Annotated in this window: 23 protein-coding genes; 10 read left to right on the top strand and 13 right to left on the bottom strand. The window is 66.2% G+C overall.

What is annotated here, in order from left to right:
* Window positions 1-318 (top strand): GNVR domain-containing protein (locus PSEWESI4_RS23345; RefSeq protein ID WP_328821944.1); only part of this gene is annotated, 318 nt, incomplete at its 5' end.
* Window positions 319-439: 121 nt separating this feature from the next.
* On the opposite strand, the gene PSEWESI4_RS23340 is transcribed toward PSEWESI4_RS23345, so the two are convergent.
* Window positions 440-1,567, bottom strand: a complete 1,128-nt coding sequence (locus PSEWESI4_RS23340) for an SRPBCC family protein (protein ID WP_187673631.1) — start codon at window positions 1,565-1,567, stop codon at window positions 440-442.
* Between the two features lie 88 nt (window positions 1,568-1,655).
* Here PSEWESI4_RS23340 and bsrA point away from each other — a divergent pair, with 88 nt between their 5' ends.
* Window positions 1,656-2,573 carry a LysR family transcriptional regulator BsrA gene (bsrA, locus tag PSEWESI4_RS23335; protein ID WP_187673630.1) on the top strand — a complete coding sequence of 306 codons (918 nt, stop codon included), beginning with the start codon at window positions 1,656-1,658 and terminating at the stop codon, window positions 2,571-2,573.
* On the opposite strand, the gene PSEWESI4_RS23330 is transcribed toward bsrA, so the two are convergent.
* The 9 genes from PSEWESI4_RS23330 to PSEWESI4_RS23290 form a co-directional block, all read right to left on the bottom strand.
* Window positions 2,570-3,049 carry a GlcG/HbpS family heme-binding protein gene (locus PSEWESI4_RS23330; RefSeq protein WP_187673629.1) on the bottom strand — a complete coding sequence of 160 codons (480 nt, stop codon included), beginning with the start codon at window positions 3,047-3,049 and terminating at the stop codon, window positions 2,570-2,572. The genes bsrA and PSEWESI4_RS23330 overlap by 4 nt on opposite strands.
* A 71-nt stretch (window positions 3,050-3,120) precedes the next feature.
* The gene (locus PSEWESI4_RS23325) at window positions 3,121-4,575 is read right to left on the bottom strand and encodes an NAD-dependent succinate-semialdehyde dehydrogenase (RefSeq protein WP_187673628.1); all 1,455 of its coding nucleotides are present in this window, start codon (window positions 4,573-4,575) and stop codon (window positions 3,121-3,123) included.
* 15 nt (window positions 4,576-4,590) lie between these two features.
* A complete protein-coding gene (gene hpaI / locus PSEWESI4_RS23320; RefSeq protein WP_187673627.1) occupies window positions 4,591-5,412 on the bottom strand; it encodes a 4-hydroxy-2-oxoheptanedioate aldolase in 822 nt (273 codons plus the stop codon).
* Between the two features lie 120 nt (window positions 5,413-5,532).
* A complete protein-coding gene (gene hpaH, locus PSEWESI4_RS23315) occupies window positions 5,533-6,336 on the bottom strand; it encodes a 2-oxo-hept-4-ene-1,7-dioate hydratase (RefSeq protein ID WP_187673626.1) in 804 nt (267 codons plus the stop codon).
* Window positions 6,337-6,456: 120 nt separating this feature from the next.
* Complete coding sequence (locus tag PSEWESI4_RS23310) at window positions 6,457-6,849, bottom strand: 5-carboxymethyl-2-hydroxymuconate Delta-isomerase (protein WP_187673625.1); 393 nt, start codon at window positions 6,847-6,849, stop codon at window positions 6,457-6,459.
* 11 nt (window positions 6,850-6,860) lie between these two features.
* Window positions 6,861-7,784, bottom strand: coding sequence for a 3,4-dihydroxyphenylacetate 2,3-dioxygenase (gene hpaD, locus PSEWESI4_RS23305; protein ID WP_187673624.1), 924 nt, complete (start codon window positions 7,782-7,784; stop codon window positions 6,861-6,863).
* Between the two features lie 111 nt (window positions 7,785-7,895).
* A complete protein-coding gene (hpaE, locus tag PSEWESI4_RS23300) occupies window positions 7,896-9,356 on the bottom strand; it encodes a 5-carboxymethyl-2-hydroxymuconate semialdehyde dehydrogenase (protein ID WP_187673636.1) in 1,461 nt (486 codons plus the stop codon).
* A gap of 5 nt (window positions 9,357-9,361) precedes the next feature.
* A complete protein-coding gene (locus PSEWESI4_RS23295; RefSeq protein ID WP_187673623.1) occupies window positions 9,362-10,141 on the bottom strand; it encodes a fumarylacetoacetate hydrolase family protein in 780 nt (259 codons plus the stop codon).
* A gap of 1 nt (window position 10,142) precedes the next feature.
* On the bottom strand, window positions 10,143-10,808 hold the full coding sequence (locus PSEWESI4_RS23290; protein ID WP_187673622.1) for a fumarylacetoacetate hydrolase family protein: 666 nt from the start codon (window positions 10,806-10,808) through the stop codon (window positions 10,143-10,145).
* A gap of 281 nt (window positions 10,809-11,089) precedes the next feature.
* On the opposite strand from PSEWESI4_RS23290, the gene hpaR reads away from it, so the two are divergent.
* Both hpaR and hpaA read left to right on the top strand, forming a co-directional pair.
* The gene (gene hpaR, locus PSEWESI4_RS23285) at window positions 11,090-11,512 is read left to right on the top strand and encodes a homoprotocatechuate degradation operon regulator HpaR (protein ID WP_187673621.1); all 423 of its coding nucleotides are present in this window, start codon (window positions 11,090-11,092) and stop codon (window positions 11,510-11,512) included.
* Window positions 11,513-11,616: 104 nt separating this feature from the next.
* Window positions 11,617-12,552, top strand: coding sequence for a 4-hydroxyphenylacetate catabolism regulatory protein HpaA (gene hpaA, locus PSEWESI4_RS23280; RefSeq protein ID WP_187673620.1), 936 nt, complete (start codon window positions 11,617-11,619; stop codon window positions 12,550-12,552).
* Here hpaA and PSEWESI4_RS23275 read toward each other — a convergent pair.
* Window positions 12,549-13,808, bottom strand: a complete 1,260-nt coding sequence (locus PSEWESI4_RS23275; RefSeq protein WP_187673619.1) for an OprD family porin — start codon at window positions 13,806-13,808, stop codon at window positions 12,549-12,551. The two genes, hpaA and PSEWESI4_RS23275, sit on opposite strands and share 4 nt — an antisense overlap.
* 336 nt (window positions 13,809-14,144) lie before the next feature.
* On the opposite strand from PSEWESI4_RS23275, the gene PSEWESI4_RS23270 reads away from it, so the two are divergent.
* The 6 genes from PSEWESI4_RS23270 to PSEWESI4_RS23245 all read left to right on the top strand — a co-directional run bounded on the left by PSEWESI4_RS23270 (window position 14,145) and on the right by PSEWESI4_RS23245 (window position 20,689).
* Window positions 14,145-15,164: a TRAP transporter substrate-binding protein gene (locus tag PSEWESI4_RS23270; RefSeq protein WP_187673618.1), complete on the top strand. Its 1,020-nt coding sequence runs from the start codon at window positions 14,145-14,147 to the stop codon at window positions 15,162-15,164.
* A 5-nt stretch (window positions 15,165-15,169) separates the two neighbouring features.
* A complete protein-coding gene (locus PSEWESI4_RS23265) occupies window positions 15,170-15,703 on the top strand; it encodes a TRAP transporter small permease (protein ID WP_187673617.1) in 534 nt (177 codons plus the stop codon).
* Window positions 15,700-17,022 (top strand): TRAP transporter large permease, encoded by a 1,323-nt coding sequence (locus PSEWESI4_RS23260; protein ID WP_187673616.1) that lies wholly within the window; start codon window positions 15,700-15,702, stop codon window positions 17,020-17,022. Before PSEWESI4_RS23265 ends, PSEWESI4_RS23260 begins: the two co-directional genes overlap by 4 nt.
* Before the next feature lie 48 nt (window positions 17,023-17,070).
* Window positions 17,071-18,279: a Bcr/CflA family multidrug efflux MFS transporter gene (locus PSEWESI4_RS23255; protein WP_187673615.1), complete on the top strand. Its 1,209-nt coding sequence runs from the start codon at window positions 17,071-17,073 to the stop codon at window positions 18,277-18,279.
* Window positions 18,280-18,509: 230 nt separating this feature from the next.
* Window positions 18,510-19,679, top strand: a complete 1,170-nt coding sequence (locus tag PSEWESI4_RS23250; RefSeq protein WP_187673614.1) for a p-hydroxyphenylacetate 3-hydroxylase oxygenase component — start codon at window positions 18,510-18,512, stop codon at window positions 19,677-19,679.
* A 74-nt stretch (window positions 19,680-19,753) separates the two neighbouring features.
* The gene (locus PSEWESI4_RS23245) at window positions 19,754-20,689 is read left to right on the top strand and encodes a p-hydroxyphenylacetate 3-hydroxylase reductase component (protein ID WP_187673613.1); all 936 of its coding nucleotides are present in this window, start codon (window positions 19,754-19,756) and stop codon (window positions 20,687-20,689) included.
* Between the two features lie 221 nt (window positions 20,690-20,910).
* Here PSEWESI4_RS23245 and PSEWESI4_RS23240 read toward each other — a convergent pair whose 3' ends face one another.
* Window positions 20,911-21,321, bottom strand: a complete 411-nt coding sequence (locus PSEWESI4_RS23240) for a PA2817 family protein (RefSeq protein WP_187673612.1) — start codon at window positions 21,319-21,321, stop codon at window positions 20,911-20,913.
* A gap of 169 nt (window positions 21,322-21,490) precedes the next feature.
* The gene (locus PSEWESI4_RS23235; protein WP_187673611.1) at window positions 21,491-23,938 is read right to left on the bottom strand and encodes an acyl-CoA dehydrogenase; all 2,448 of its coding nucleotides are present in this window, start codon (window positions 23,936-23,938) and stop codon (window positions 21,491-21,493) included.
* Window positions 23,939-24,046: the final 108 nt, after the last annotated feature.

The following is a 24,046-nucleotide window of genomic DNA, read 5'->3' as shown; positions in this document are numbered from 1 at the left end:
CGGATCGCCGAGATCGAAAAGGAATTGCGGCTGCTGTCCACGAACCGCACGGTCGAGTCACTGCGCAACCGCACCGACGAAGACCTGTTCCTGAAGAAACTGGCCCAGTGGCGCGAGGAAGCGGCCCAACTGAAGCAACTGAACCTCGACATCGGCAGAGTGCGCCTGGTGACCGTCGACCAGGTGGCGATAGAGCCGACGAAAGCAGAGAAGCCGAGGAAAGCCCTGATCCTCGCGCTGGGCCTGGTTCTCGGTGGCATGCTGGGCCTGTTCGTCGCACTGGTCAGGGGCATGCTGCGGCGTCTGACGCCACGCTGAGCCGGCCCTGTGTGCTGGGGTGGGGCTCGCATGCCTGCGAGCCCTTGTGCGCATGGTCGTGGCGGATTCCATGGTGCCGATGGCGTCCGGCTGGACCATCGGCTGCGCGTCGGTTTCCTCGTCAGGCCGCATCTTCCCGGGTGATCGCTCGTTCGGCCACGTCGCGCAGGATGCGCAGGGATTCTTCGGATTCGTGGTCGATGCGTTTACGCATCACCAACAGGTTGGCCAATCGCATGGGCCAATTGTCGAAAGCGTATTCCAGGGTCCGCACGAAGCGCGTTCCGGCGGCGGTGGCCTGGCATTCGTAGGTGAGCTTCAGGCTCAGGCCGTGGTCACCATTGGCGTGGGCGCGCCAGCGCTGGCCGGGCAGGTATTCGTCGACGTCCCAGCTCAGGTGCCCGGCGCGACCACCGGCGTGGATGTCTTCCTCGAAATGACCACCGGCCGGCAGCGGGCCGCCGGGGCCTTTCACGCGCAGGGAGGAGGGGTGCCACTCCGGCCAGCGGGTGGGGGTGGCGGCATAGGCCAGCACCTGTTCCGGGGAGCCTGCTATCTCGGTTTCGTGGCGCATGACGGTCATGGTCCGTTCCTCTTTTTCCAGGGGTTCCCAGTACAGGGTGCCGCGCAGCCAGTCGGTGAGCGGGAAGACGATGTTGAAGTTGTGCGTCTGCATCAGCTCGCGGCGGTGGTGCAGCTCGTGCAGGCGGCGCATCTGGCGGATCCAGGGCAGGCGGGCCACCGGATGGCTGTCGGGCAGGTGCTCGCAGGCGTGGAATACCTCGTAGCTCATGTAGCCGAGCAGCATGGTGCCGGCGAACAGCGCGGCGACGTTGGCGTCGAGCTGGGCCAGCAGCCACCAGGCGGCGAACAGGCCGAGGCTGTAGAGAACGATCAGCCAGGCCGGGAAGAGGATCACCCGCCAGTCCCGGTCGGTTTCGTAGCGCATCTGCCCGGCGATGAAGAAGCTGTGGTGATCGCCGGTGTGGCGCTTGTAGAACAGTGCGCCGAGGCGGCGTTTGTGGTGCCCCAGCCCCTTGTGCACGTTGTATTCGCCCCAGTTGTAGAACACCAGGGTCAGCGGCACGACCAGCCATTCCAGGAGGCTCACCTGTTCCAGGCGGCTCCAGAAGAACGCCAGGCACAGCGCGCCGTAGGCCAGCACGAAGGAGGCGTGCAGCCAGGGGTTGTAGCGAGGAGGAATGGCCGCGCGGTAGCGCGAGCGGAAGGCTTGGACGTCGTGGGCCATGGCTGCTCCGGTCTTTCTTGTTGGTTTGACAGCAGTCTAGTGGCAGGCAAATTATTGCGGTAATGGATATTGGTGATGAGCATTATTCATGGCTGTTAACTTGAGATCGATGGACCTGAACCTGCTGCTGGTATTCGATGCCCTGATGCAGGAGCAGAACCTTTCGCGCGCCGCGCTGCGTCTGCACATGAGCCAGCCGGCCGTGAGCAATGCCCTGGCGCGCCTGCGCGCGCAACTGAACGAGCCACTGTTCATCCGCACCGCCCGAGGCATGTCGCCGACGCCCCAGGCCCAGGCGCTCTACGGGCCGGTGCGCCAGGCACTGCATCTGCTGCGGATCGGCCTGGGCGCGCAGGAGGCTTTCGATCCACAAGAGGAGCATCTGTTCAGGCTGTCGTTGAACGACTACGCCCAGGCCACCTTGTTGCCATCCTTGCTGGCGCGCCTGGAGCTCTCGGCGCCACGGGTGGTGTTGTCCGTGCAGGGAGACGATGCGGACTCGCTGACCACGCGTCTCGCCACCGGCGAGCTGGACCTGGCGATCGACTACCTGTATTTCGACAATGACGACCTGCGCTACCAGCCGTTGCTGGTGGAGCAACTGGTGGTGATCGGCCGGGCAGGGCACCCGGCGTTCACGAATGGCCTCACTCTGGCCGGCTACCAGCAGAGTCATCACGTGTCGATCCTGCCTCGCGCGGGGCGCGGCTCGCCACTGGAGATCGTCCTGGGCTCGGCCAAGGTGCGCCGGCAGGTGCAACTCCACGTCCCGCACTACCTGACCATCCCGCCGATCGTCGCACAGTCCAGCCTGCTCGGCACGGTGCCGCGCCGGCTGGCCGACCACTTCGCCCCGATATATGCATTGCAGGTGGCGCCCTTGCCGGTGGACATGCCGGATGTGCAGATCAGCCTGATCTGGCACCGGCAGCAGGAGCTGTCACCGGGTTTGCGCTGGTTGCGGGAGCGGATCGTCCAGACCTGCGCGGCGCTGTCCGCCGTCTAGTGGAGAGCGCTGCTCCGTGTCTGTCCGTTCGGCGTGCCTTCGCCCAGGAGTTGCTCCACGCGTTGCACGGCGGCCAGGGCGCAGAGCTCGTCGACCCGTTCGGAGGCGCCGGAAATACCGATGGCGCCAATCACTTCGTCGTCCAGGAGGAAGGGCTCGCCGCCGCCGAACAGCGCCAGGCCCGGCTGCATCGGCAGGCCCTGGCGAACGGCCGGCGAGCATTTTTCCAGACGCTCATGCCAGGTGCCGGTCGAGGCGCTGAAGCCTGCCGCGGTAAGGGCCTTGTTCAGTGCGATATCCCGGCTCGGCAGCGGGGCGTTGTCCATGTGGGCGGTGTGGATGGGCTGGCCGCTGGCATCGACGATGGCGATGCTGATGTGCACCTGCTCCTGCTCGGCCTTTTCCAGGGCGGCGTGGAGCGCCCGCATGGCCAGTTTCAGGGTGATGGTGGGTTGCTGGCGAAGGAAACGGTTCATGGTCGGGGGCTTGTCTGAAGGGGCATGGACAGGTCGATGCGCAGATTTGGCACCTATCGCGTTTTCATGAGTCAGCCGATCCCCAGGCACAGGTACTTCTGCTCGATGTAGTCGTCGATCCCGTACTTCGAGCCTTCGCGACCGAGGCCGGACTGCTTGATGCCGCCGAACGGCGCGACCTCGGTGGAGATCAGCCCCTCGTTGATGCCGACCATGCCGTACTCCAGCGCTTCGCCGACCCGCCAGGCGCGGCCCAGGTCGCGGGTGTAGACGTAGGAGGCCAGGCCGAACTCGGTGTCGTTGGCCATGGCAATGGCCTCTGCCTCGGTATCGAAGCGGAAGATCGGCGCCAGCGGGCCGAAGGTTTCGTCGCGGGCCACCCGCATTTCGCCGGTGACGTCGCCCAGCACGGTCGGCTCGAAGAAGCCGCCGCCGAGGGCGTGCGGTTTGCCGCCGGCCAGCAGGGTGGCGCCCTTGGCCAGCGCGTCGGCGATGTGTTCCTGCACCTTGGCCACGGCCTTGGCGTTGATCAGCGGGCCCTGCTGGGCGTCTTCCTCCTCGGCTGGAGCCACCTTGAGGGCGTTAACCGCCTCGACCAGGCGCCGGCTGAATGCTTCGTAGACGCCGCTCTGCACCAGCAGGCGGTTGGTGCAGACACAGGTCTGCCCGCTGTTGCGGAACTTGGAGGCCAGCGCACCCTGCACGGCGGCGTCCAGGCCGGCGTCGTCGAAGACGATGAAGGGGGCGTTGCCGCCCAGTTCCAGGCTGACCTTCTTGATGCTGCCGGCGCACTGCGCCATCAGCAGTTTGCCGACGCCGGTGGAGCCGGTGAAGGACAGCTTGCGTACCAGCGGGTTGCCGCTCAGCTCGGTGCCGATCTCCTGTGCGCGGAGGCCGGTGACGATGTTCAGCACGCCGGCCGGGATGCCGGCACGCTCGCCCAGTTCGGCCAGGGCCAGCGCCGACAGCGGGGTTTCCGCCGCCGGTTTGAGCACCATGGTGCAGCCGGCGGCCAGGGCCGGGCCGACCTTGCGGGTGATCATGGCATTGGGGAAGTTCCACGGGGTGATGGCCGAGACCACGCCGATGGCCTGCTTGATCACCAGCAGGCGGCGGCCCGGTTTGTCGTGGGGGATCACGTCGCCGTAGACGCGTTTGGCTTCTTCGGCGAACCACTCGATGAAGCTGGCGCCGTAGGCGATCTCGCCGCGACTCTCGGCCAGCGGCTTGCCCTGTTCCCAACTGAGCAGGCGGGCCAGGTCTTCCTGATTGGCCAGGATCAGTTCGTACCACTTGCGCAGGATGGCGCCGCGTTCCTTGGCGGTCCTGTCGCGCCAGGCGGGCAAGGCGGCCTGGGCGGCGGCGATGGCGCGGGCGGTTTCGGCCTGGCCGAGGTCGGCCACTTCGGCGATCGGCTCGCCGTTGGCCGGGTTGGTCACGGTGAAGCGGGCGCCGTCGTCGGCATCGAGCCACTGGCCATCGAGGTAGGCCTGGGTGCACAGCAGGGAGAGGTCATTGAGTCGCATGGGGTTCTCGTCGGGTCAGTAGACGCTGGGGACGCTGTCCACGGGGGCTGTCGCGCTTCCCTTGAACTTGCCGGCCAGGGTTTGCAGGGATTTCATCAGCAGGCTGGTATCGACACCCACGGCGACGAAGGTTGCGCCCAGTTCCAGGTAGCGGCGGGCGAGCCTTTCGTCGGCGCTGAGGATGCCGGCGGCCTTGCCCGCCTGGCGGATGCGCGCGATGGCATCCTCGATGGCTGCCTGCACGTCGGGATGGCCGGGGTTGCCACGGTGGCCCATGGCCGCCGACAGATCGGCCGGGCCGATAAATACGCCATCGACGCCCTCGACCGCGCAGATGGCGTCCAGTTGGGCCAGGCCTTCGAGGTTCTCGACCTGCACCAGCAGGCACATCTGTTCGTCGGCCCGGTCCAGGTAGCCGGGAATGCCGTTCCAGCGCGAGGCACGCGCCAGGGCGCTGCCGACGCCGCGCACGCCATGCGGCGGGTAGCGCATGGCGCGGACCAGCTCGCGGGCCTGCGCGGCGCTTTCCACCATGGGGACCAGCAGGGTCTGCGCGCCGATATCGAGGAGCTGCTTGATCAGCGCGGTATCGCCGATCACCGGGCGAATGATCGGCTGCGACCCTCCCGCTTCTCTGGAGTACGGTGCCACCGCCTGCAGTTGGCCCAGCAGGCCGCGCAGGTCATTGGGCGCGTGTTCGCCGTCGATCAGCAGCCAGTCGAAACCGGCATTGGCGGCCAGTTCGGCGCAGTAGGCGTCGGCCAGGCCGAGCCACAGGCCGATCTGTGCCTCGCCGGCCTGCAGGCGCTGTTTGAAGCGGTTGATCGGTAGTTGCATGGTGTGCTCCAGGTCTGGGACCGGTGGAAAACCGCGTTGCGGGCTTTCCACCCTACGTGGTCGAGCGTTTGCGTAGGGTGGATGGCGCTTCATCCATCCACCATGGGGCGCGCCGCCGGCTCAGACAAACCGGCAGGCGATCGAGCCGAGCTGGTCGTAGTCGACGTGAAAGGTATCGCCCGGGCTGGCCGCCACCGGACGGGTGAAGGAGCCGCCGAGAATGATCTGCCCGGCCTCGAGGGCGACGTCATGGGGCGCCAGCTTGTTGGCCAGCCAGGCCACGCCCTTGGCCGGATGGTTGAGCACCGCGGCGGAAACGCCGGACTCCTCGATCACGCCATTGCGGTAGAGCACCGCCGGGATTCGGCGCAGGTCGATCTCGGTCGGCCGCACGGCGCGACCGCCCATGACCACGCCGGCATTGGCGGCGTTGTCGGAGATGGTGTCGAACACCTGGCGGGTGACCCCGGTTTGCGGATCGACCTGCTGGATGCGCGCATCGATGATCTCCAGCGCCGGGATCACCCACTCGGTGGCGTCGAGCACGTCGAGCAGGGTGACGTTCGGCCCCTTCAGCGGCTTGCCGAGGATAAAGGCCAGCTCCACCTCGACGCGCGGCACGATGAAGCGCTCGAAGGGGATGTCGCTGCCTTCCTCGAAGAACATGTCGTCGAGCAGCGCGCCGTAGTCCGGTTCGGTGATGTTGGAGGAGACCTGCATGGCGCGCGAGGTCAGGCCGATCTTGTGGCCGACCAGCTTGCGGCCGTCACGGATCTTCTGCGTCACCCAGGCACGCTGGATGGCGTAGGCGTCCTCGATGCCAATGGCGGGGTAGTCGAGGGAGAACTGGCGCACCTGCTGGCGCGAACGCTCGGCGGCGTCGAGGCGGGCGGCGGCCTGTTGAATGATGGATGCATCAAGCATGGGTGATTCCTTGGATCGACTGTGGTGCCAGGACTACTCCCGCAGGCGCGAGCGCTACCCGCGACTCCGGGCGCAGGGGCTATTCGCGAGCAGAGCTCGCTCCTACGGGAGACGGAGTCCCTACGCGCTCTGGTTCTTGAGGAAGGCGTGGACGTTGTTGTGCTTGTAGTTGAGCTGCGCATCCAGCTCGCTCATCTCGAAGGACAGGGCCAGCAGGCGGCGGGCCTGGAGTTCGGCGAAGTGCGCCCTGATCACCTTGAACAGCGCATCGGCGACTCGCTGGCGGGTCGCCAGGTTGCGGCCGGCGCCAACCTTGAGGGTCATGTGGACGAAGGCGTAGTCGTGCTGGCCGTTGGCCATGCGCCAGGTGTCCAGGCGCACGCCGCGGCTGCGGATGCCGCCGAGGGGAAACACGCCGGATTCGCCCAGGCAGGCATGGACCTTCTCGAACAGGCCCGGCAGGTCGGCGTCGGCTTCGATGTTGTCGGTGTATTCGACGATGAAATGGGGCATGGCGATGCTCCTCAGAGACGGCTGCCGGCCGCGTTGCTGGCGGGGTTCGAGGCCTGGGCCGGCGGGATCGCCGAGCCGTCCTGGGCGGTGACCGGGAAGATCGCGTTGATCTGCCCGGTGCCGGAGGAGCCGAAGTAGGGCGTGACCACTTCCGCCTTGCCGTCGTAGGCCGACCAGCCCAGCGCGCCGAGCAGCATCGCGGTGTCGTGCATGAAGCCTTCGCCGTGGCCCTTGGCGGCGTATTCCGGGAGCATGCCGCAGAAGGCTTGCCAGTCGCCGCGCTGCCACATCTCCACCACCTCGTGGTCGAGGGTTTCCAGGAACGGGCTCCAGACCTTGTCGGCGAAATCCGGGGCCTGGCCGTTCTGGGCGAAGCGGTGGGTCAGCGAGCCGCTGGCGAGGAAGGCCACGGTGCCGTCGTAGTGGTCCTCGACCGCCTTGCGCATGGCCCAGCCCAGGCGCGCGCTGTCGTTGAGGTAGTGCACGGTGCACAGCGCCGAGATCGAGATGACCTTGAAGTGCTGGTCCTCGTTCATGTAGCGCATCGGCACCAGGGTGCCGTATTCCGGGCCGAGGGTGGTCGCGTCGTGGGCCAGCACGTCCACGCCCAGGGCGTTGCAGCCGTCGGCGAGGATGCGGCCGAGCTCCGGGTTGCCGGGGAACTCGTACGCCATGTTGGCGATGAAGTGCGGCAGCTCGTTGCTGGTGTACAGGCCTTGGAAATGCGGCGCGCAGTTGATGTGGTAGCCGGCGTTGACCAGCCAGTGGGTGTCGAACACGACGATGGTGTCCACCCCCAGTTCGCGGCAGCGGCGGCCGATCTCGCGGTGGCCGTCGATGGCGGCCTGGCGGGAGCCTTGGCGTGGGCCGGGCAGTTCGGAGAGGTACAGCGAGGGAACGTGGGTGATCTTGGCAGCCAGAGCGAGTTTGCCCATGGTGGTTCTCCTGGTGCGGGGCGCCGCCTGTGGGGCGCCCGGATTCTTGTGATTGTGGCTGCACGCCGGCGATGCTGGCGGCCTGGGCGGCCGCTCTCATCGGGCCGCCTTTTACACGCCCCAGCGGGGAATGTGGTGGCTGCCCATGGAAATGCACACGTTCTTGACCTCGGCGAACACCTCGAAGCTGTACTCGCCGCCCTCGCGGCCGGTGCCCGAACCCTTCACGCCGCCGAACGGCTGGCGCAGGTCGCGCACGTTCTGGCTGTTGATGAATACCATGCCGGCCTCGATGCCGCGCGCCAGGCGATGGGCCTTGCCGATGTCCTGGGTCCAGATGTAGGAGGCCAGGCCGTACTCGGTGTCGTTGGCCAGGCGCAGGGCCTCGGCCTCGTCCTTGAACTTCAGCAGGCAGACCACCGGGCCGAAGATTTCTTCCTGGGCGATGCGCATGCGGTTGTCCACGTCGGCGAACACCGTGGGCTGCACGAACTGCCCGCGGGCCAGGTGCGCCGGCAGGTTGGCCGGGCGTTCCAGGCCGCCGGCGACCAGGCGCGCGCCTTCTTCCATGCCGATGCGGATATAGCCGGTGACCTTGTCGTAGTGGGCCTGGGTGATCATCGAGCCGACCTGGGTCTTCGGGTCCTGCGGGTCGCCGACGATCAGGCGCCTGGCACGCGCCGCGAACTCGGCGACGAAGCTGTCGTAGACGGACTCCTGGATGAAGATGCGGCTCCCGGCGGTGCAGCGCTCGCCGTTCAGCGAGAAGATGGTGAACAGCGCGGCGTCGAGGGCGCGTTCGAGGTCGGCGTCGTCGAAGATCAGCACCGGCGACTTGCCGCCCAGTTCCATGGAGTACTTCTTCAGGCCGGCGGTCTGCATGATCTTCTTGCCGGTGGCGGTGCCGCCGGTGAAGGAGATGGCGCGCACGTCCGGATGGCGGACCAGGGCGTCGCCGGCGCTGGCGCCGTAGCCCTGCACCACATTGAGCACGCCGGCGGGAACGCCCGCATCGAGGGCCAGGCGGCCCAGTTCGTTGGCGGTCAGCGGCGACAGCTCGCTCATCTTCAGCACCGCGGTGTTGCCCAGGGCCAGGCAGGGCGCGGTCTTCCAGGTGGCGGTCATGAACGGCACGTTCCATGGCGAGACCAGGCCACACACGCCCACCGGCTGGTAGAGGGTGTAGTTGAGCATCTGGTCGTCCACCGGGTAGCTGTGGCCATCCATGCGCGTGCAGACCTCGGCGAAGAACTCGAAGTTGTGCGAGGCGCGCGGGATCAGCACGTTGCGGGTCTGGTGGATCGGCAGGCCGGTATCCAGGGTCTCCAGCTCGGCCAGGTTCGGCACGTTCCGGTCGATCAGTTCACCGAGCTTGCGCATGATCCGCGCACGTTCCTTGGCGGGGGTGTTGGCCCATTTCGGGAAGGCTTCCTTGGCCGCAGCCACGGCCAGGGCGATTTCCTCGGCGCCGCCGCTGGCGACTTCGGCGATCACCTCGGTGGTGGCCGGGTTGATGGTCTCGAAGACTTCCTTGCTTTCGACCTCGCGGCCGTTGATCCAGTGCTTGATCATCGTGTTCATGCCTCTTTACTGCGGGCGCGGTTCGCGAAGAACTCGGCCTCGCTGACGATTCGGTTGACCAGGCGGCCGACGCCTTCCACTTCCACCACCACTTCATCGCCCGGCACCACGTCGGCCAGGCCTTCCGGCGTGCCGGTGGCGATCATGTCGCCCGGCTGCAGGGTCATGAAGCTGGAGAAGTATTCGATCAGATAGGGGATGTCGAAGATCATGTCGGAGGTCGAGCCTTCCTGCTTCAGCTCGCCGTTGACCCAGGTGCGCAAGGCCAGCTTCGACGGATCGGGCACGTCGGCTACGTCGACCATCCACGGGCCGACCGGAGTGGTGGCGTCGCGGTTCTTCACCCGCAGGTTGGGCCGGTAGTAGTTCTCCAGGTAGTCGCGGATGGCGTAGTCGTTGCACACCGTGTAGCCGGCCAGGTAGGCGAGGGCGTCCTCGCGCTTGACGTTGCGCGCCGGCTTGCCGATCACTGCCACCAGCTCGCACTCGTAGTGCATGTAGGCGACGTCGTCCGGCCGCCAGGTGACTTGGTTGTGCCCGGTGTAGGTGCCCGGCGACTTGATGAAGGCCAGCGGCTCGGTGGGCGCCTTGAAGGCCAGTTCGGCGGCATGGTCGGCGTAGTTCAGGCCGAGGGCGAACATGCTGCCGGTGGCCGGCGGCAGCCATTCGACCTGGTTCTCGGCCAGCAGGCGGCCGTCGGCCAGGCGCACGGTGTTGCCGATCTCGACGATCGCCGTATGTACTTCGTCCCGGTAGCGGATGCGTGCGTGTTTCATCTCAGGCTTCCTCCGCCACGATGGTGTTGTGCAGGCGGCCGAGGCCTTCTATTTCCACCACGACTTCGTCGCCCGGGTGAACGTCCACGCGGCCCTCGGGAGTGCCGGTGATCAGCACGTCGCCGGAATGCAGGGTCATGAACTCGCTGATCTCGGCGATCAGTCGGGGAATGTCGCGCACGAGGTTGGCCGTGGTGTTCTCCTGGCGCAGTTCGCCGTTGACGAACAGCTTCAGGGGCAGGGCGTGCGGGTCGGCTATCTCGCTGGCCGGCACCAGGTCGGGGCCGAACGGGCAGAAGCCGTCGCGGCACTTGGCTTTCACGGCCGGGCGGTAGTAGCTGTCCTCCGGCAGGCTGAACTCGTTGACGATGACGTAACCGGCGACGTAGGCCATGGCTTCGTCCTCGCTCACGCGGCTGGCCTCCTTGCCGATCACCACGCCCAGGGCCGGGCCCGGTTGCAGGCGCTCGACGCCCTGCGGGAAGACCACTGGCCGGTCGTGGCCGTTGCGGGTGTTCGAGGTCTTGATGAACAGCACCGGCTTGACCGGCGGTTTCTGGTAGGGCGGCTGATCGAACTCGGCCAGTCGGCTTTCCAGCAGGCCTTTGTAGTTCAGCGCGATGCCGAACAGGCTGCCGGTGGCGACTTCGCTGGCTGGGCGGCGCATTGATTCACTCCTGAGCAGATCTGGGGATTGTTCCTGGGATTAGGCAGGTGGTTAACATGCTAACATTTATAGTTAATATGTTAATGATGATCAAGCCATGTTTCGCCTGTCCGAATCGGCCAGGGCTGCTCGAGCTGTCCGAATCTGTCTGGAATCGCTCCTGATTGCCGGCCGCCCGGCCCGGAATGACGCGGGCCGAGCGCTCCTCGAGGCGGATTTGCGTCGGCTCGCCGGTTATTGATTAAATTCTTCATCACCTCCTGCCGAGAGCCGTAGCCACCATGTCGACCCCCAGACCTTCCCTGACCCTGACTCTGTTGCAGGCGCGCGAGGCCGTGATGGGCTTCTTCCGCCCGCTGCTCAACCAGCACGGGTTGACCGAGCAGCAGTGGCGGGTGATTCGCATCCTGCGGCAGTTCGGGGAGATGGAGAGCCACCAGTTGGCGCAGCAGGCGTGCATCCTCAAGCCGAGCATGACCGGCGTGCTGGCGCGCCTGGAGCGCGATGGCGTGGTGCGTCGCTGGAAGTCGACCCAGGACCAGCGCCGGGTATTCGTCGGCCTGACCGAGAAGGGGCAGCAGAGCTTCGTGTCCATGAGCGATGGCATGGAGAGCAACTACCAGAAGATCCAGGAGCAGTTTGGCGAGGAAAAGCTCCAGCAACTGCTGGACCTGCTCAACGACCTGCAGAAGATCAAGCCCTGAACGGCGAGCCGCAGGCGGCAAGCTTCACGCTGCAGGAAACAGCGGCTTCGGCGCCTGGCGTGGCCCGGTTTCAATCCGGGCCACACGTTTGAAGAGAGCCGGCCATGCGTGACCAGCAACCCATCCCCAATATCAACATCGGCCAGGTCTACGACCAGCGCTACGCCGATTCCGACGTGCACTACGAGGCATTGGGCAAGCTGGCGGACTTCTTCGGCCGCAACATGCCGGTGCACCGGCACGACCGTTTCTTCCAGGTGCACTACGTGAAAAGCGGCACGGTGCGCGTGTACCTGGACGACCGCCGCTACCTGCAACAAGGGCCGATGTTCTTCCTGACGCCACCGACCGTCCCCCATGCGTTCGTCACCGACTCGGAAAGCGACGGGCATGTGCTGACCGTGCGCCAGCAACTGGTCTGGCCGTTGCTCGAAGAGCGCTATGGCCTGGCCCGGGGGGCGCAGATCGCGCCGGTGTGCGTGGCGGTCGGTGAGTTGGGAGCGGAATACGGCGAGGAGGTGGCGCGCCTGAACCTGTTGTTCGACCAACTGCGCGGCGAGTTCGCCGCAGAGCGCCCCGGCCGGGTACCGAGCCTGGCTGCGCTGACGCAACTGATCTTCATCGGTTTGCTGCGCCTGTCCGCGCGTTCGCTGTCCGCGCAGCCGGCGCGTCGCGAGGACATGCACATCTTCCAGCGCTTCAACGCGCAGATAGAGGCGCATTACCAGGAACACTGGCCGCTGAGCGAGTATGCCAGGCAACTGGGCGTCACCGAGGCGCGCCTCAACGACGTCTGCCGGCGCATCGCCGACATGCCGTCCAAGCGCCTGGTGTTCGAACGCCTGATGCAGGAGGCCAAGCGCCTCTTGTTGTTCACCGGTGGCTCGGTGAACGAGATCTGCTACCAGCTCGGCTTCAAGGACCCGGCCTATTTCAGCCGCTTCTTCAGCCGTCATGCCGGGATCACGCCGGGCGAGTATCGAGCACGCAACGGCGAGCCGGTCGCCCCCATGGGCGGGGACGACCGGGACAAGGCCTAGAACAGCGGCAGTGTGTAGCCGAGGATGATCCGGTTCTCGTCGATGTCGGTGGTCAGGCCATCGCCGGAACGGAAGGTGGAGTTGCGCAGGCGCACGTTGAAGCCTTTCAGGAAGCCTTCCTGGAAGACGTACACGAGGTCGGTGTCACGCTCCCATTCCCGCCCGCCCCGGACCGTCGCCGTATCCACGTTCTTGCCGCTGACATAGCGGGTCATCAGGCTCAGCCCGGGAACCCCCAGGGCCACGAAGTCGAAGTCGTAGCGTGCTTGCCAGGCGTCGGTTCCCGCCTTGGTGAACGGGTTGACGGTCACCAGGTTCACCGAGTACGGATCGAGGCCCGGGTAGGCGAAGTCGCCGTCGCCCGACAGGTTCTGGTAGCCGAGCCCGAAGCGGTGCGGCCCCATGCCGAGGGTGACCATGCCGTTGAAGAACCGGTTGTCGATGCGCCCGCCGTCGACCCTGGCGGCGCTGCGATAGCGGTGATCGCCGTGCTCGTCGGTGGTGAAGAAGCGCAGGTCGGTCTTCAGGCTGATGCCATCGCCGAGCGAGGTGTTGTGCACCAGGCCTGCGTAGTGCTGCTGGTAGATGTCCTCCATCTGCGCGTAGTAGTAGCTCAGCGTCAGGTCGGGACTGACCGCGTAGCTGCCGCCGGCCAGGTCGAGGTGGGCGCTTTCCACGCCGCCGTAGTTCATCTCGTCGTTGCTCGACGAATCGCGCAGATTGATCTTCTCCAGGCGCCCGGCGTTGAGGGTCAGGCCCTCGACCTCCTGCGAGGTCAGCAAGGTGCCGGCGTAGGTGGAGGAGAGCAGGCGGCTGTCGTTGTAGAGGGCGACCGGCAGTCGCGGCTGCAGCGTCCCGACCTTGAGGACGGTCTTCGACAGGCGCAGCTTGGCGGCCACGCCCAGTTCGCTGTAGTTGTCCTCGGGCTCGTGGGTCCGGGTGCCGAACGGTAGCAGGCCGGTACCACGGCGGTCGGGGCTGGAGTCCAGCTTGATACCGACCTGGCCGATGGCGTCCATGCCGAAGCCGATGGTGCCTTCGGTGAAGCCGGACTCGAAGCGGACGGTAAAGGCTTGCGCCCATTCCTCGAGCTTCGCCCGGGCTGCGTCGTCCTGGCGGAAGTCGCGGTTGAGGTACATGTTGCGTGCCTCGATGCCGGCTTTGCTGTCGCCGATGAAGTCGGCCTGGGCCGCGCCGCTCAGGCCGGCGGTTAGAAGGCAGGTGAATGCGGGAATGGTGCATGCATTCCTGGTCATTGTTCTTATCTCCTAGGACTGTGTTGGTTGCCGGTCGCGATTCTTGTCGGGTCGATCGGCCGGCACAGTCTAGTAACATGATTAATCTATTAACGATATTTCTTTCAGAAAATTCCCGAGAGAATTCTAAGCGAGATGAAAGGAGTTTTTGTTTATTATCTTTATGAAATTAAAGTAAAAATTACAAAAAAGAGATATTCGTTCATCTGGTCGTGGTCGTTATTTTTTTCCGTTTTTGTTGACAGGTATCGTAAAAAACTTAACGTATTAACGTGTTGCGCTTCCTTCCTGTTGGCGCGTCTGCCCCGGCTACAAAAACAACACGGAGCTAAACCGATGAAAACAATGAGAATTGCTGCCTTGTGCGCGGCCCTGGCTGGTGCTGCCTCGGCCCACGCACAGACCGCCACCCTCAAGATCGCCCACTTCCTGCCTTCCACTTCCAACGCACAGGCCAACGTCATCGAGCCCTGGTGCGAGCAGCTTCGCCAGGAGTCCGGCGACCGCCTGAAATGCCAGATCTACCCGTCGATGCAACTGGGCGGCACCCCGGCCAGGCTGGCGGACATGGCGCGAAATGGCGTCGCCGACATCGTCTGGACCGCGCCGGCCTATTCCGCCGGCAAGTTCCCCCGCGTCGAGGCGCTGGAACTGCCTTTCGTCCTGCCCTATGGCGGCAAGGCAGGCAACGAGATCATCTGGAGCTTCTACGAGCAGTACGCCAGGGAGGACTTCAAGGACTACAAGGTGCTGGCGGTACACGGCGATGGCGGTACCAGCCTGCACACCCGCAGCAGGCCGGTGCGCACCCTGGCCGACCTGTCCGGCCTGAAGCTGCGCGCCTCCAGCCGCACCGCGGCGAAAACCCTGGAGGTCCTGGGCGCGACTCCGGTGAGCATGCCGCCGGCGCAGATGACCGAGGCCATCTCCAAGGGCGTGGTCGATGGCGCACTGGCGGCCTGGGAGGTGGTGCCGGCGGCCAAGCTGGATGAAGTCACCCGCTACCACAACACGACTTCGAACGAGCAGTCGGCGCTCAGCTACACCGTGCTGACCCTGCTGATGAACCAGCGGAAGTTCGACGGCCTGCCGGCGGACCTGCGGGAGATCATCGAGCGCAATAGCGGGAAGGCGCTTTCCGAGCGTTTCGCCGCGGCGTTCGACAAGACCATCGAACTCGCCCAGGCCGCCACTCCGGCCGAAGGCCTGGTCGACATCGACGCGAATGCCTACGCCGAGCTGCGCAAGGCCTCGGACGCCGCGGTGGAGCAGTGGATCGCGGAAGCCGGCGACAAGGGGCTCGATGGCAGGGCGCTGGTCGACGGTGTGCGCACGCTGGCCGGCGGAGCGCGGTAACCGCCATGCAGGAGTCGCTAGCCTATGAAAGCGGCTTGGCCATGGAGCACTGCGCCCTGTATCGCGTTCTCCACTATCCGGCCCAGGGCTTTGCCCTGGCCGGTGGTCTGGTCATGCTGTTGCTGATCAACATGTCGCTGGTCTCGATCATCGGCCGCAAGCTGCTCTCCGCGCCGATACCGGGGGACATCGAGCTGATGGAGATCGGCGCCGCCATCGCCATCGCCGCCTTCCTGCCGCTCTGCGAGCTGCGCGGCACCCACATCAAGGTGGATGCCTTCACCATGCGCCTGTCCTCCGGGCTGGTGCGCGCCCTGGATGCCCTGGCCCACCTGCTGTGCCTGCTCGTCGCCTTGCTGCTGGCCTGGCGCACCGGCCTGCAGATGCTCGACAACATGGAGTACGGCGACGTCTCCACGCTGCTGTCGATCCCGCTGTGGATACCGCTGATGTGCATGGTGCCCAGCCTGCTCCTGATGGCCTTGTGCGCGCTGGCGCGGATCGTCGACATCTACCATCGTGCTGGAGGACGCCCATGAGCGGTCTGAGTCTGGGCCTGATCGCCCTGGGTATCACCATGGCTTTGCTGGTGCTGCGCGTGCATATCGGCATCACCATGATGATCGGCGGCGCCGCCTGTTTCTGGGCGGTCAACGACGGAGACCTGTCGGCGCTGCTGTTCACCCTCAACAACCTGGCCTATTCGCGGCTTTCGAACTACGACCTGGCGGTGATCCCGCTGTTCGTGCTGATGGGCCAGTTCGCCACCCATGGCGGCCTGTCGCGGGCCATCTTCCGCTGCGCGGCGGCCTTCATCGGGCATTGGAAGGGCGGCATGGGCATGTCCGCGGTCGGTGCCTGCGCCGGCTTCAGCGCCATCTGCGGCTCCTCTCTGGCCACCGCGGCGACCATGAGCCACGTGGCCCTGCCCGAGCTGCGCCGCTACAACTATTCCGGCCGCCTGGCCACCGCCACGGTGGCGGCCGGCGGTACCCTGGGCATCCTGATCCCGCCATCGGTTCCGCTGATCATCTATGCGGTGCTGACCCAGGAATCCATCGCCAAGCTGTTCGTCGCGGCGGTGGTTCCCGGGCTCATCGCCGTGGTCGGCTACATGCTGGTGCTGCGCATCATGGCGGCCCGCGAGGGTGGCCATGATCACGAGCAGGTGAAGGCCAGCCCGGGCGAGCGCATCAAGGCCCTCGGCAGCGTGCTGCCGGTGATCGCTGTGTTCGTCGTGGTGATCGTCGGCATCTATGGCGGCTGGTCCAACCCCACCGAGGCGGCCTCCATCGGTGCGGCGGCCTGCGGCATCCTCGCCGTGCTGCAAGGCGGCATGCGTTGGGCGGGGATGCGCGCGAGCCTGCTGGGCACCGCGGAAACCACGGCGATGATCTTCTTCGTGCTGCTCGGCGCCGACCTGCTCAACTCGGGCCTGGCCCTGACCCAGATGCCCAACGAGCTGGCCCAGTGGGTGCAGGAGAGCGGCCTCGCGCCCATGGTGGTGCTGATCGCCATCCTGGTGCTGTACCTGCTGCTGGGCATCGTGATGGACTCGCTGGCGATGATCCTGCTGACCATCCCGATCTTCTACCCGGTGGTCATGGGGCTGGACTTCTTCGGCATGAGCGAAGTGGACAAGTCGGTCTGGTTCGGCATCCTCGCCCTGATGGTGGTGGAGGTGGGGCTGGTGACGCCACCCCTGGGCATGAACCTGCTGATCGTCCAGCGCTCTGCCGGCAACGTGCCGCTGATGGAGATCGCCCGTGGCGTGGTGCCTTTCCTCTGTTCCGACCTGATACGGATCGTCCTGCTGGTAGCATTCCCAGGGCTTTGCCTGTGGCTCCTGAGTCTCTAGAAGACGGGCCATGGGAAGGCCCGCTGCCCGCATGACCCTGGAGATCGAATGTCCACCGTCGCCAACCCTCGACGCCTGATCGTCCTGCTCGCCGCCCTGGTGGCTTTCGGGCCGTTGTCGATCGACATGTATCTGCCCAGCCTGCCGCTGATCGCCGCCGACCTGGGCGCCAGCGAGGCACAGGTCCAGTCGACGATCGGCGTGTTCCTGGCGGGGTTCAGCCTGGGCATGCTGCTCTATGGCCCCTTGTCCGATCGCTTCGGCCGGCGCGGCCTGCTACTGGGTGGCATCGCTGTCTACCTGCTGGCCAGCCTGGGCTGCGTCCTGGCCACCGACGCCGGGCACCTGATCGCCTGGCGCCTGTTGCAGTCGCTGGGCGGGGCTGCCGCCTCGGTGTTGGCCCGCGCCATAGTGCGCGACCTGTTCCCGCTCGGCGACTCCGCGCGGGTGCTGTCGCTGATGTATCTGGTGACCATGGTCGCCACGCTCGTCGCTCCCTTGCTGGGCGGTTACCTGATCCTGCTGGCCGGCTGGCGCGTGGTATTCGTCGTGCTGCTGGCATTTGCCGGGCTGTGCCTGCTGCTGGTGGCCTGGAAGATTCCGGAGACCCACCCGGTCGAAGCCCGGGGCGTCTCGACAAGCGCCGCATTCCGGGCCTATGGGCGGATCATCCGGCAGCCACGGGCGCTGGGCTACATCCTGTGCATGGGGCTGTCATTCGGCGGCATGTTCGCCTTCATCACCGCTTCGCCCTTCGTCTACATCGAGTATTTCGGCATCTCGCCCCAGGCCTATGCCTGGCTGTTCGCCCTCAATATCGCTGGCGTGATGCTGGTGACCCTGCTCAATGCCCGCCTGGTCACCCGGTTCGGCCCGCAGCTCATGCTGGGAGTCGGCGGCGCCGTGGCGTCCCTTTCCGGGCTGGCCCTGATCCTGCTCGGCGGCAGTGGCCTCGGCGGTTTGCCGGCCATCGCCGTGTGCCTGCTGCTCTATGTCAGCGTCACCGGCCTGCTTGGCACCAACAGCCTGGCCAGTCTGCTGGCCCTCCATCCCCGGGAGGCCGGTGCCGCCGCCGGACTGGCGGTTTCCTGCCAGTTCGGCCTGGGGACCATCGCCAGCCTGCTGGTCAGCGCCCTGCATGACGCCGGCCCGCTGGCCATGAGCCTGGTGGTCGGCGCTTGCGGCATCGGTTGTCTGCTCGCGTTGTGCCTGGCCCGGACTCCGGAGCCCGAGCCTGCCGGGGTCGGGCAGGCGTAACGGCGACCCCCGCCGGCGTCCGGTTCCTGGCCGCTGGATCTGACGCAGAAAACGAGAACTTGCCCTGGAAAGTACAAGCGAGAGCTTGGAACGTGCATTTTTGATGATCGTTCACATGTTCATAATCTGCCTGCACCCTTCAGGGTTTCCCTTTCCGGTGGCGCGTTGAAGAGGCCTGGAGCCTCGTCTGCCGCTCGCCATGGGCTACTAACAATAAACAGGGCTCCTACATGAAAAAGCCAAACCCGCTCCTCGAAGACCTGAAAGCCATCCTGCCGACCATCGCCGCCAACGCTGCCGAGGCGGAGCGCCTGCGCATGGTGCCTGCCGAGAACATCGCATTGCTCAAGGGCATCGGCATGCACCGTGCCTTCCAGCCCCGCAAGTACGGCGGCATGGAAATCTCCCTGCCGGAATTCGCCGACTGCGTGGTCGCCCTGGCCGGCGCCTGTGCCAGCACCGCCTGGGCGTTCAGCCTGCTGTGCACCCACAGCCACCAACTGGCGATGTTCTCCAGCCAGTTGCAGGATGAGGTCTGGGGAGAGAACCCTGATGCCACCGCGAGCAGCAGCATCGCGCCTTTCGGCAAGGTCGAGGAGGTCGAGGGCGGCGTGATCTTCAACGGCGAAATGGGCTGGAGCAGCGGTTGCGATCATGCCGAGTGGGCCATATTCGGCTGCCGCCGCCAGGATGCCGAAGGCAACCTGAACTACTGCTTCGCCGTGTTGCCGCGCCGCGACTACGAGATCCGCGACGACTGGTTCGCCGCCGGGATGAAGGGCAGCGGCACCAAGACCCTGATCGTCAGGGATGCCTTCGTGCCCAACCATCGCATCCAGGCGGCCAAGGACATGATGGAAGGCAAGTCCGCCGGTTTCGGCCTGTACCCGGATAGCAAGATCTTCTACACCCCGTATCGCCCGTACTTCGCCAGCGGCTTCTCCGCCATCGGCCTGGGCATCGCCGAGCGCATGCTGGAGGCCTTCAAGGAAAAGACCAGGAACCGCGTGCGCGCCTACACCGGAGCCAGCGTCGGCACTGCCACTCTGGCGCTGATGCGCCTGGCCGAATCCACCCACCAGGTCGCCGCCGCCCGCGCCTTCCTCGAGAAGACCTGGCGGGACCACGCCGAACATGGCGAGCGGCACGAGTACCCCAGCCGCGAGACCCTGGCGTTCTGGCGTACCAACCAGGCCTACGCGGTGAAGATGTGCATCGCCGCGGTGGATCGCCTGTTCGAGGCGGCCGGCGGCACCAGTTGGTTCGAGAACAACGAGATGCAGCGCCTGTTCCGCGACTCGCACATGACCGGCGCCCACGCCTACACCGATTACGACGTCTGCGCGCAGATTCTCGGCCGCGAGCTGATGGGGCTGGAGCCCGATCCGAGCATGGTGTGAGGACGCCGTCCTCCCTCCCGTTTCACCATCCCCAGTCGACCCGCCGGGCACGCACCCGGCACCGAGGACCCGCCATGACCATATCGAACGAAGCGAGCTTCGACTCGCGCGCCTTCCGCCGTGCCCTTGGCAATTTCGCCACCGGAGTGACCGTGATGACCGCTGCCGCCGGAGGCCGGAAGGCCGGCGTCACCGCGAACAGCTTCAACTCCGTCTCCCTGGAGCCGCCGCTGGTGCTGTGGAGCATCGACAAGCGCTCCAGCAGCTACGAGGTGTTCGAACGGGCGAGCCATTTCGCCGTGAACATCCTGTCGGCCGACCAGATCGACCTGTCCAACCAGTTCGCCCGGCCGATGGACGACAAGTTCGCTGGCGTTCGCTGCGAGGAGGGGGCCGGCGGCGCTCCGCTGTTCGCGGACTGCTCGGCGCGCTTCCAGTGCGAAAGCCACCAGCGGATCGATGGCGGCGACCACTGGATCCTGATCGGCAAGGTGGTCGCCTTCGACGATCTGGGCCGGGCGCCGCTGCTGTATCACCAGGGTGCCTATTCGTCGGTGCTGCCACACCCGCGCCTGGTCGGGAAGAGCGAAGGAGGCGTCCGCAGCGCCTTCCAGGGGCGTCTCAGCCATAACCTGTACTACCTGATGACCCAGGCGGTGCGCAGCTACCAGGCGGACTACCAGCCGAAGCAACTAGCCACCGGCCTGCGCACCAGCGAGGCGCGGATGCTGATGGTCCTCGAGAAGGACGCCAGCCTGGATCAGGCCGCTCTCCAGCAACTGGTGGCGATGCCGGTGAGGGAGATCGAGGAGGCCCTGATGGCCTTGATGCGCAAGGGGATGCTCGTCGAGGTGCCGGGAGGCGTCGGTCTGACGCCCGCCGGTATCGATCAGGCGGAAATGCTCTGGAGCATCGCCGAGGAGCAGCAGGAGAAGGTTTTCTCCCGCTTCAGCGCGCAGCAGATCGAGACTTTCAGGCAAGTGCTGAAGGGGATCGCGCAGGTCTGTTGAAGAGGTGGTTCGGGGTATGCCCGGGCCAATTCGTGGCCATGGGTGTTCTACTGGGTTACTCGCTTCGCTCACCCTTCGGGCCGCTTCGGTGCAAGCACCGTCCCGCGACGGTTGAACCGTGAGGCTTCCCTTCACCTCGTCACTCCCGCGAGCGCGGGAGTCCAGTCTCGTAGGATGGGTGAAACCCATCGCGATCCGTACGGGGTCGGAGGGAGCCCCGATCAATGCTTGCTGCTGTCCGGTGGCAGGGCCAGCAGTTGCTTTTCCTGGTTCCAGTCGAACGGTTCGTCGTTCTGTTCGGCCTCGTAGCGGCGTTCGTCGAGGCGCTGGAACAGTTCGATCTCTTCGTCGGGCATGAAGTGCAGGCAGTCGCCGCCGAAGAACCACAGGAGGTCGCGCGGCACCAGGTGGGCGATCTGCGGGTAGCGGTGGAAGATCTGGCTGATCAGGTCCTGGCCCAGGTAGAGGTTGCCTTCCGTATCCCCGGGCAGTTCGCTGAGCAGTTCGTCGAAGCGTTCGAGGAACAGCGCATGGGTGTCGTCCTCCACCTGCTCGGCTTCACCCAGGGCAACCAGAATGCCGCGCAGGTGGTTGAGCAGGGCGAGGTGGTGGTCGAGGTAGCTGGTGGCCATGGCGGTAGTCCTGAAAGCGAAAACGGGGGCGGAGTATAAAGCGGCGGTGCGCTGCGCGAAATTACTCTCTCCCCAACCCTCTCCCATGAACGGGAGAGGGGAGGTAGCCCGGATGCAATCCGGGAACGGGATATGCCGGCTTTCCCGGGATTGCATCCGGGATACGCTTTCAGCGCACCTTGCCGCGGCTCAGCTTCAGTTCCTCCTTGGCGAAGTCGTCGACGTCGACCACTTTGCGCCGTGCCGCCTCGGCGGCGCGCAGTTTGTCGGCTTCCTCGGCCGACAGCGCTCCAGAAGCCAGCGCGGCGTCGATCTCGGACTGGCCCGGAGCGGGGTTGACCTGGCCGGACCTGAGCGCCTGTTGCAGTTTGCGGCGCTCTTCGAGACTGGCGCCGAGCAGATCGACCGCGTGTTGCAGGGCGCCGACCGGGTCCCGGGGATCGCTCGGTCGGTGGCAGCCTTCCAGCAGCGATTCCAGGGCCGGGTCGCCGTTGTCGCGGCCAAGCAGGGCGGCGATTTCGGCGTCCAGCTCGTCCGACGGTCCGCGATGGCGACGGCCCAGCGGGAACACCAGCACGCGCAGCAGGCAGCCGAGCGTCTTGCTGGGGAAGTTGCGCAGCAGGCCGTCCAGCGCCTCCTCGGCCTGCTGCAGGCTTTCCTCCAGGGCCCAGCGCAGCGAGGGGCGAAGGTATTCCGGGTTGTCCAGGTCGTGGTAGCGCTTGAGCGCGGCGGAGCCCAGGTAGAGATGGCTGAGCGCGTCGCCGAGGCGCGCCGACAGCCGCTCGCGGCGCTTCAGCTCGCCGCCGAGCAGCAGCATGCTGAAGTCGGCGAGCAGGGCGAAGGCCGCCGCCAGGCGGTTCAGCGCGCGGAAGTAGGGGCGGCTGAGGTTGTCGCCGGGCACGTCGCCGACCAGGCCCAGGCTCAGGCCGAGCAGCAGGCTGCTGGCGGCGTTGCTGACCGCGAAGCCGGCATGCTTCAGCAGCAACTCGTCGAACTCGACCAGCGCCTGGTCGCGGTCCTCGCGGCTGGCCAGGGCCATTTCCCGCAGGACGTAGGGATGGCAGCGGATCGCCCCCTGGCCGAAGATCATCAGGTTGCGCGAGAGGATGTTGGCGCCTTCGACGGTGATCGAGATCGGCGCGGTCTGCCAGGCGCGGCCCAGGTAGTTGTTGGGCCCGAGGACGATGCCCTTGCCGCCGTGGACGTCCATGGCGTGGCCGATGCACTCGCGGCCGCGCTCGGTGAGGTGGTACTTGAGGATCGCCGAGAGCACCGAGGGCTTCTCGCCGAGATCGACCGCGCTGGCGGTGAGGATGCGTGCGGCATCCATCGTCCAGGCGTTGCCGCCGATCCGCGCCAGGGCTTCCTGGACGCCCTCGAAGGCGGTCAGCGGCACGTTGAACTGCTCGCGGATGCGCGCATAGCGGCCGGTCACCAGGCTGGCGTACTTGGCCGCGCCGGTGCCCGCCGCCGGCAGGGAGATGGCGCGGCCCACCGACAGGCAGTTCATCAGCATCATCCAGCCCTTGCCGAGGTATTCCTGGCCGCCGATCAGGTAGTCGAGGGGGACGAACACGTCCTTGCCCTGGTTCGGGCCGTTCATGAAGGCGGCGCCGAGCGGCAGGTGGCGCCGGCCGATCTCCACCCCGGGGGTATCGGTGGGGATCAGCGCCAGGCTGATTCCGAGGTCTTCCTCCTCGCCGAGCAGGTGGTCCGGGTCATAGGCCTTGAAGGCCAGGCCGAGCAGGGTGGCCACCGGGCCCAGGGTGATGTAGCGCTTCTCCCAGTTCAGGCGCAGGCCGATGACTTCCTCGCCGTTCCACTGGCCCTTGCAGACGATCCCGGTGTCCGGCATGGCGCCGGCGTCGGAGCCGGCCAGCGGACCGGTGAGGGCGAAGCAGGGGATGTCCTCGCCACGGGCCAGGCGCGGCAGGTAGTGGTTGCGCTGCTGCTCGGTGCCGTAGTGCAGCAGCAGTTCGGCCGGGCCGAGGGAGTTGGGCACCATCACCGTGGAGGCCAGGTCGCCGCTGCGGGTGGCCAGTTTCATCGCCACCTGGGAGTGGGCATGGGCGGAGAAGCCCTTGCCGCCGTATTCCTTGGGAATGATCAGGGCGAAGAAGCCGTTGTCCTTGATGAACTGCCAGGCCTTTTCCGGCAGGTCCAACTGCTGGCCGATCTCCCAGTCGGAAACCATGGCGCAGAGCTGTTCGGTGGGGCCGTCGAGGAAGGCCTGTTCCTCTTCGCTCAGTTGCGCCTTCGGATAGCCGAGCAGCACGTTCCAGTCCGGACGGCCGCTGAACAGCTCGCCGTCCCACCACACGGTGCCGGCCTCGATGGCGTCGCGTTCGGTGTCCGACATGGGCGGCAGCACCTTCTGGAACCAGGCGAACAGCGGCGCGGTGATCAGTTTGCGGCGCCAGTCGTGAAGCAGCAGCGGGGCGGCGACGGCCAGGAGCAGCACCCAGAAGATCAGTTGCAGCCAGCCAGGGACGCGGCTGAACAGGGCCATGGCGACGAGATAGGCGGCGACCGCGCCCAGGGCGGGCAGGGCGGCGAAGCGGCGGTGGGCCAGCCAGGCCACGCCGAGGACGAGAACCAACAACCAGACAACAAGCATGTGAATCCTCCATGGATGGGTAAGGCAGGTTCCAACAACAGCATAGGGCAGATGGCGACAAGGACGGCGAGCTTGGCCGAAACGTCGTGACCGGTGCCGGGGCACCCT

Source organism: Zestomonas carbonaria (assembly GCF_904061905.1).
Classification (GTDB): domain Bacteria; phylum Pseudomonadota; class Gammaproteobacteria; order Pseudomonadales; family Pseudomonadaceae; genus Aquipseudomonas; species Aquipseudomonas carbonaria.
The sequence above is the reverse complement of the archived record's forward strand: the minus strand, read 5'-3'. Positions and strand labels throughout refer to the sequence as shown.

Bases quoted from the DNA above. Each gene is read 5' to 3' on its own strand.
- PSEWESI4_RS23255 (WP_187673615.1), top strand. From the start codon at position 17,071: ATGTCCACCGTCGCCAACCCTCGACGCCTGATCGTCCTGCTCGCCGCC.
- PSEWESI4_RS23340 (WP_187673631.1), bottom strand. From the start codon at position 1,567: ATGGCCCACGACGTCCAAGCCTTCCGCTCGCGCTACCGCGCGGCCATT.
- hpaR (WP_187673621.1), top strand. From the start codon at position 11,090: ATGTCGACCCCCAGACCTTCCCTGACCCTGACTCTGTTGCAGGCGCGC.
- PSEWESI4_RS23250 (WP_187673614.1), top strand. From the start codon at position 18,510: ATGAAAAAGCCAAACCCGCTCCTCGAAGACCTGAAAGCCATCCTGCCG.
- bsrA (WP_187673630.1), top strand. From the start codon at position 1,656: ATGGCTGTTAACTTGAGATCGATGGACCTGAACCTGCTGCTGGTATTC.
- PSEWESI4_RS23310 (WP_187673625.1), bottom strand. From the start codon at position 6,849: ATGCCCCATTTCATCGTCGAATACACCGACAACATCGAAGCCGACGCC.
- hpaH (WP_187673626.1), bottom strand. From the start codon at position 6,336: ATGCTTGATGCATCCATCATTCAACAGGCCGCCGCCCGCCTCGACGCC.
- PSEWESI4_RS23270 (WP_187673618.1), top strand. From the start codon at position 14,145: ATGAAAACAATGAGAATTGCTGCCTTGTGCGCGGCCCTGGCTGGTGCT.
- hpaD (WP_187673624.1), bottom strand. From the start codon at position 7,784: ATGGGCAAACTCGCTCTGGCTGCCAAGATCACCCACGTTCCCTCGCTG.
- PSEWESI4_RS23260 (WP_187673616.1), top strand. From the start codon at position 15,700: ATGAGCGGTCTGAGTCTGGGCCTGATCGCCCTGGGTATCACCATGGCT.
- PSEWESI4_RS23290 (WP_187673622.1), bottom strand. From the start codon at position 10,808: ATGCGCCGCCCAGCCAGCGAAGTCGCCACCGGCAGCCTGTTCGGCATC.
- PSEWESI4_RS23245 (WP_187673613.1), top strand. From the start codon at position 19,754: ATGACCATATCGAACGAAGCGAGCTTCGACTCGCGCGCCTTCCGCCGT.
- PSEWESI4_RS23295 (WP_187673623.1), bottom strand. From the start codon at position 10,141: ATGAAACACGCACGCATCCGCTACCGGGACGAAGTACATACGGCGATC.
- PSEWESI4_RS23330 (WP_187673629.1), bottom strand. From the start codon at position 3,049: ATGAACCGTTTCCTTCGCCAGCAACCCACCATCACCCTGAAACTGGCC.
- hpaE (WP_187673636.1), bottom strand. From the start codon at position 9,356: ATGATCAAGCACTGGATCAACGGCCGCGAGGTCGAAAGCAAGGAAGTC.
- hpaI (WP_187673627.1), bottom strand. From the start codon at position 5,412: ATGCAACTACCGATCAACCGCTTCAAACAGCGCCTGCAGGCCGGCGAG.
- PSEWESI4_RS23325 (WP_187673628.1), bottom strand. From the start codon at position 4,575: ATGCGACTCAATGACCTCTCCCTGCTGTGCACCCAGGCCTACCTCGAT.
- PSEWESI4_RS23265 (WP_187673617.1), top strand. From the start codon at position 15,170: ATGCAGGAGTCGCTAGCCTATGAAAGCGGCTTGGCCATGGAGCACTGC.
- PSEWESI4_RS23275 (WP_187673619.1), bottom strand. From the start codon at position 13,808: ATGACCAGGAATGCATGCACCATTCCCGCATTCACCTGCCTTCTAACC.
- PSEWESI4_RS23240 (WP_187673612.1), bottom strand. From the start codon at position 21,321: ATGGCCACCAGCTACCTCGACCACCACCTCGCCCTGCTCAACCACCTG.
- hpaA (WP_187673620.1), top strand. From the start codon at position 11,617: ATGCGTGACCAGCAACCCATCCCCAATATCAACATCGGCCAGGTCTAC.
- PSEWESI4_RS23235 (WP_187673611.1), bottom strand. From the start codon at position 23,938: ATGCTTGTTGTCTGGTTGTTGGTTCTCGTCCTCGGCGTGGCCTGGCTG.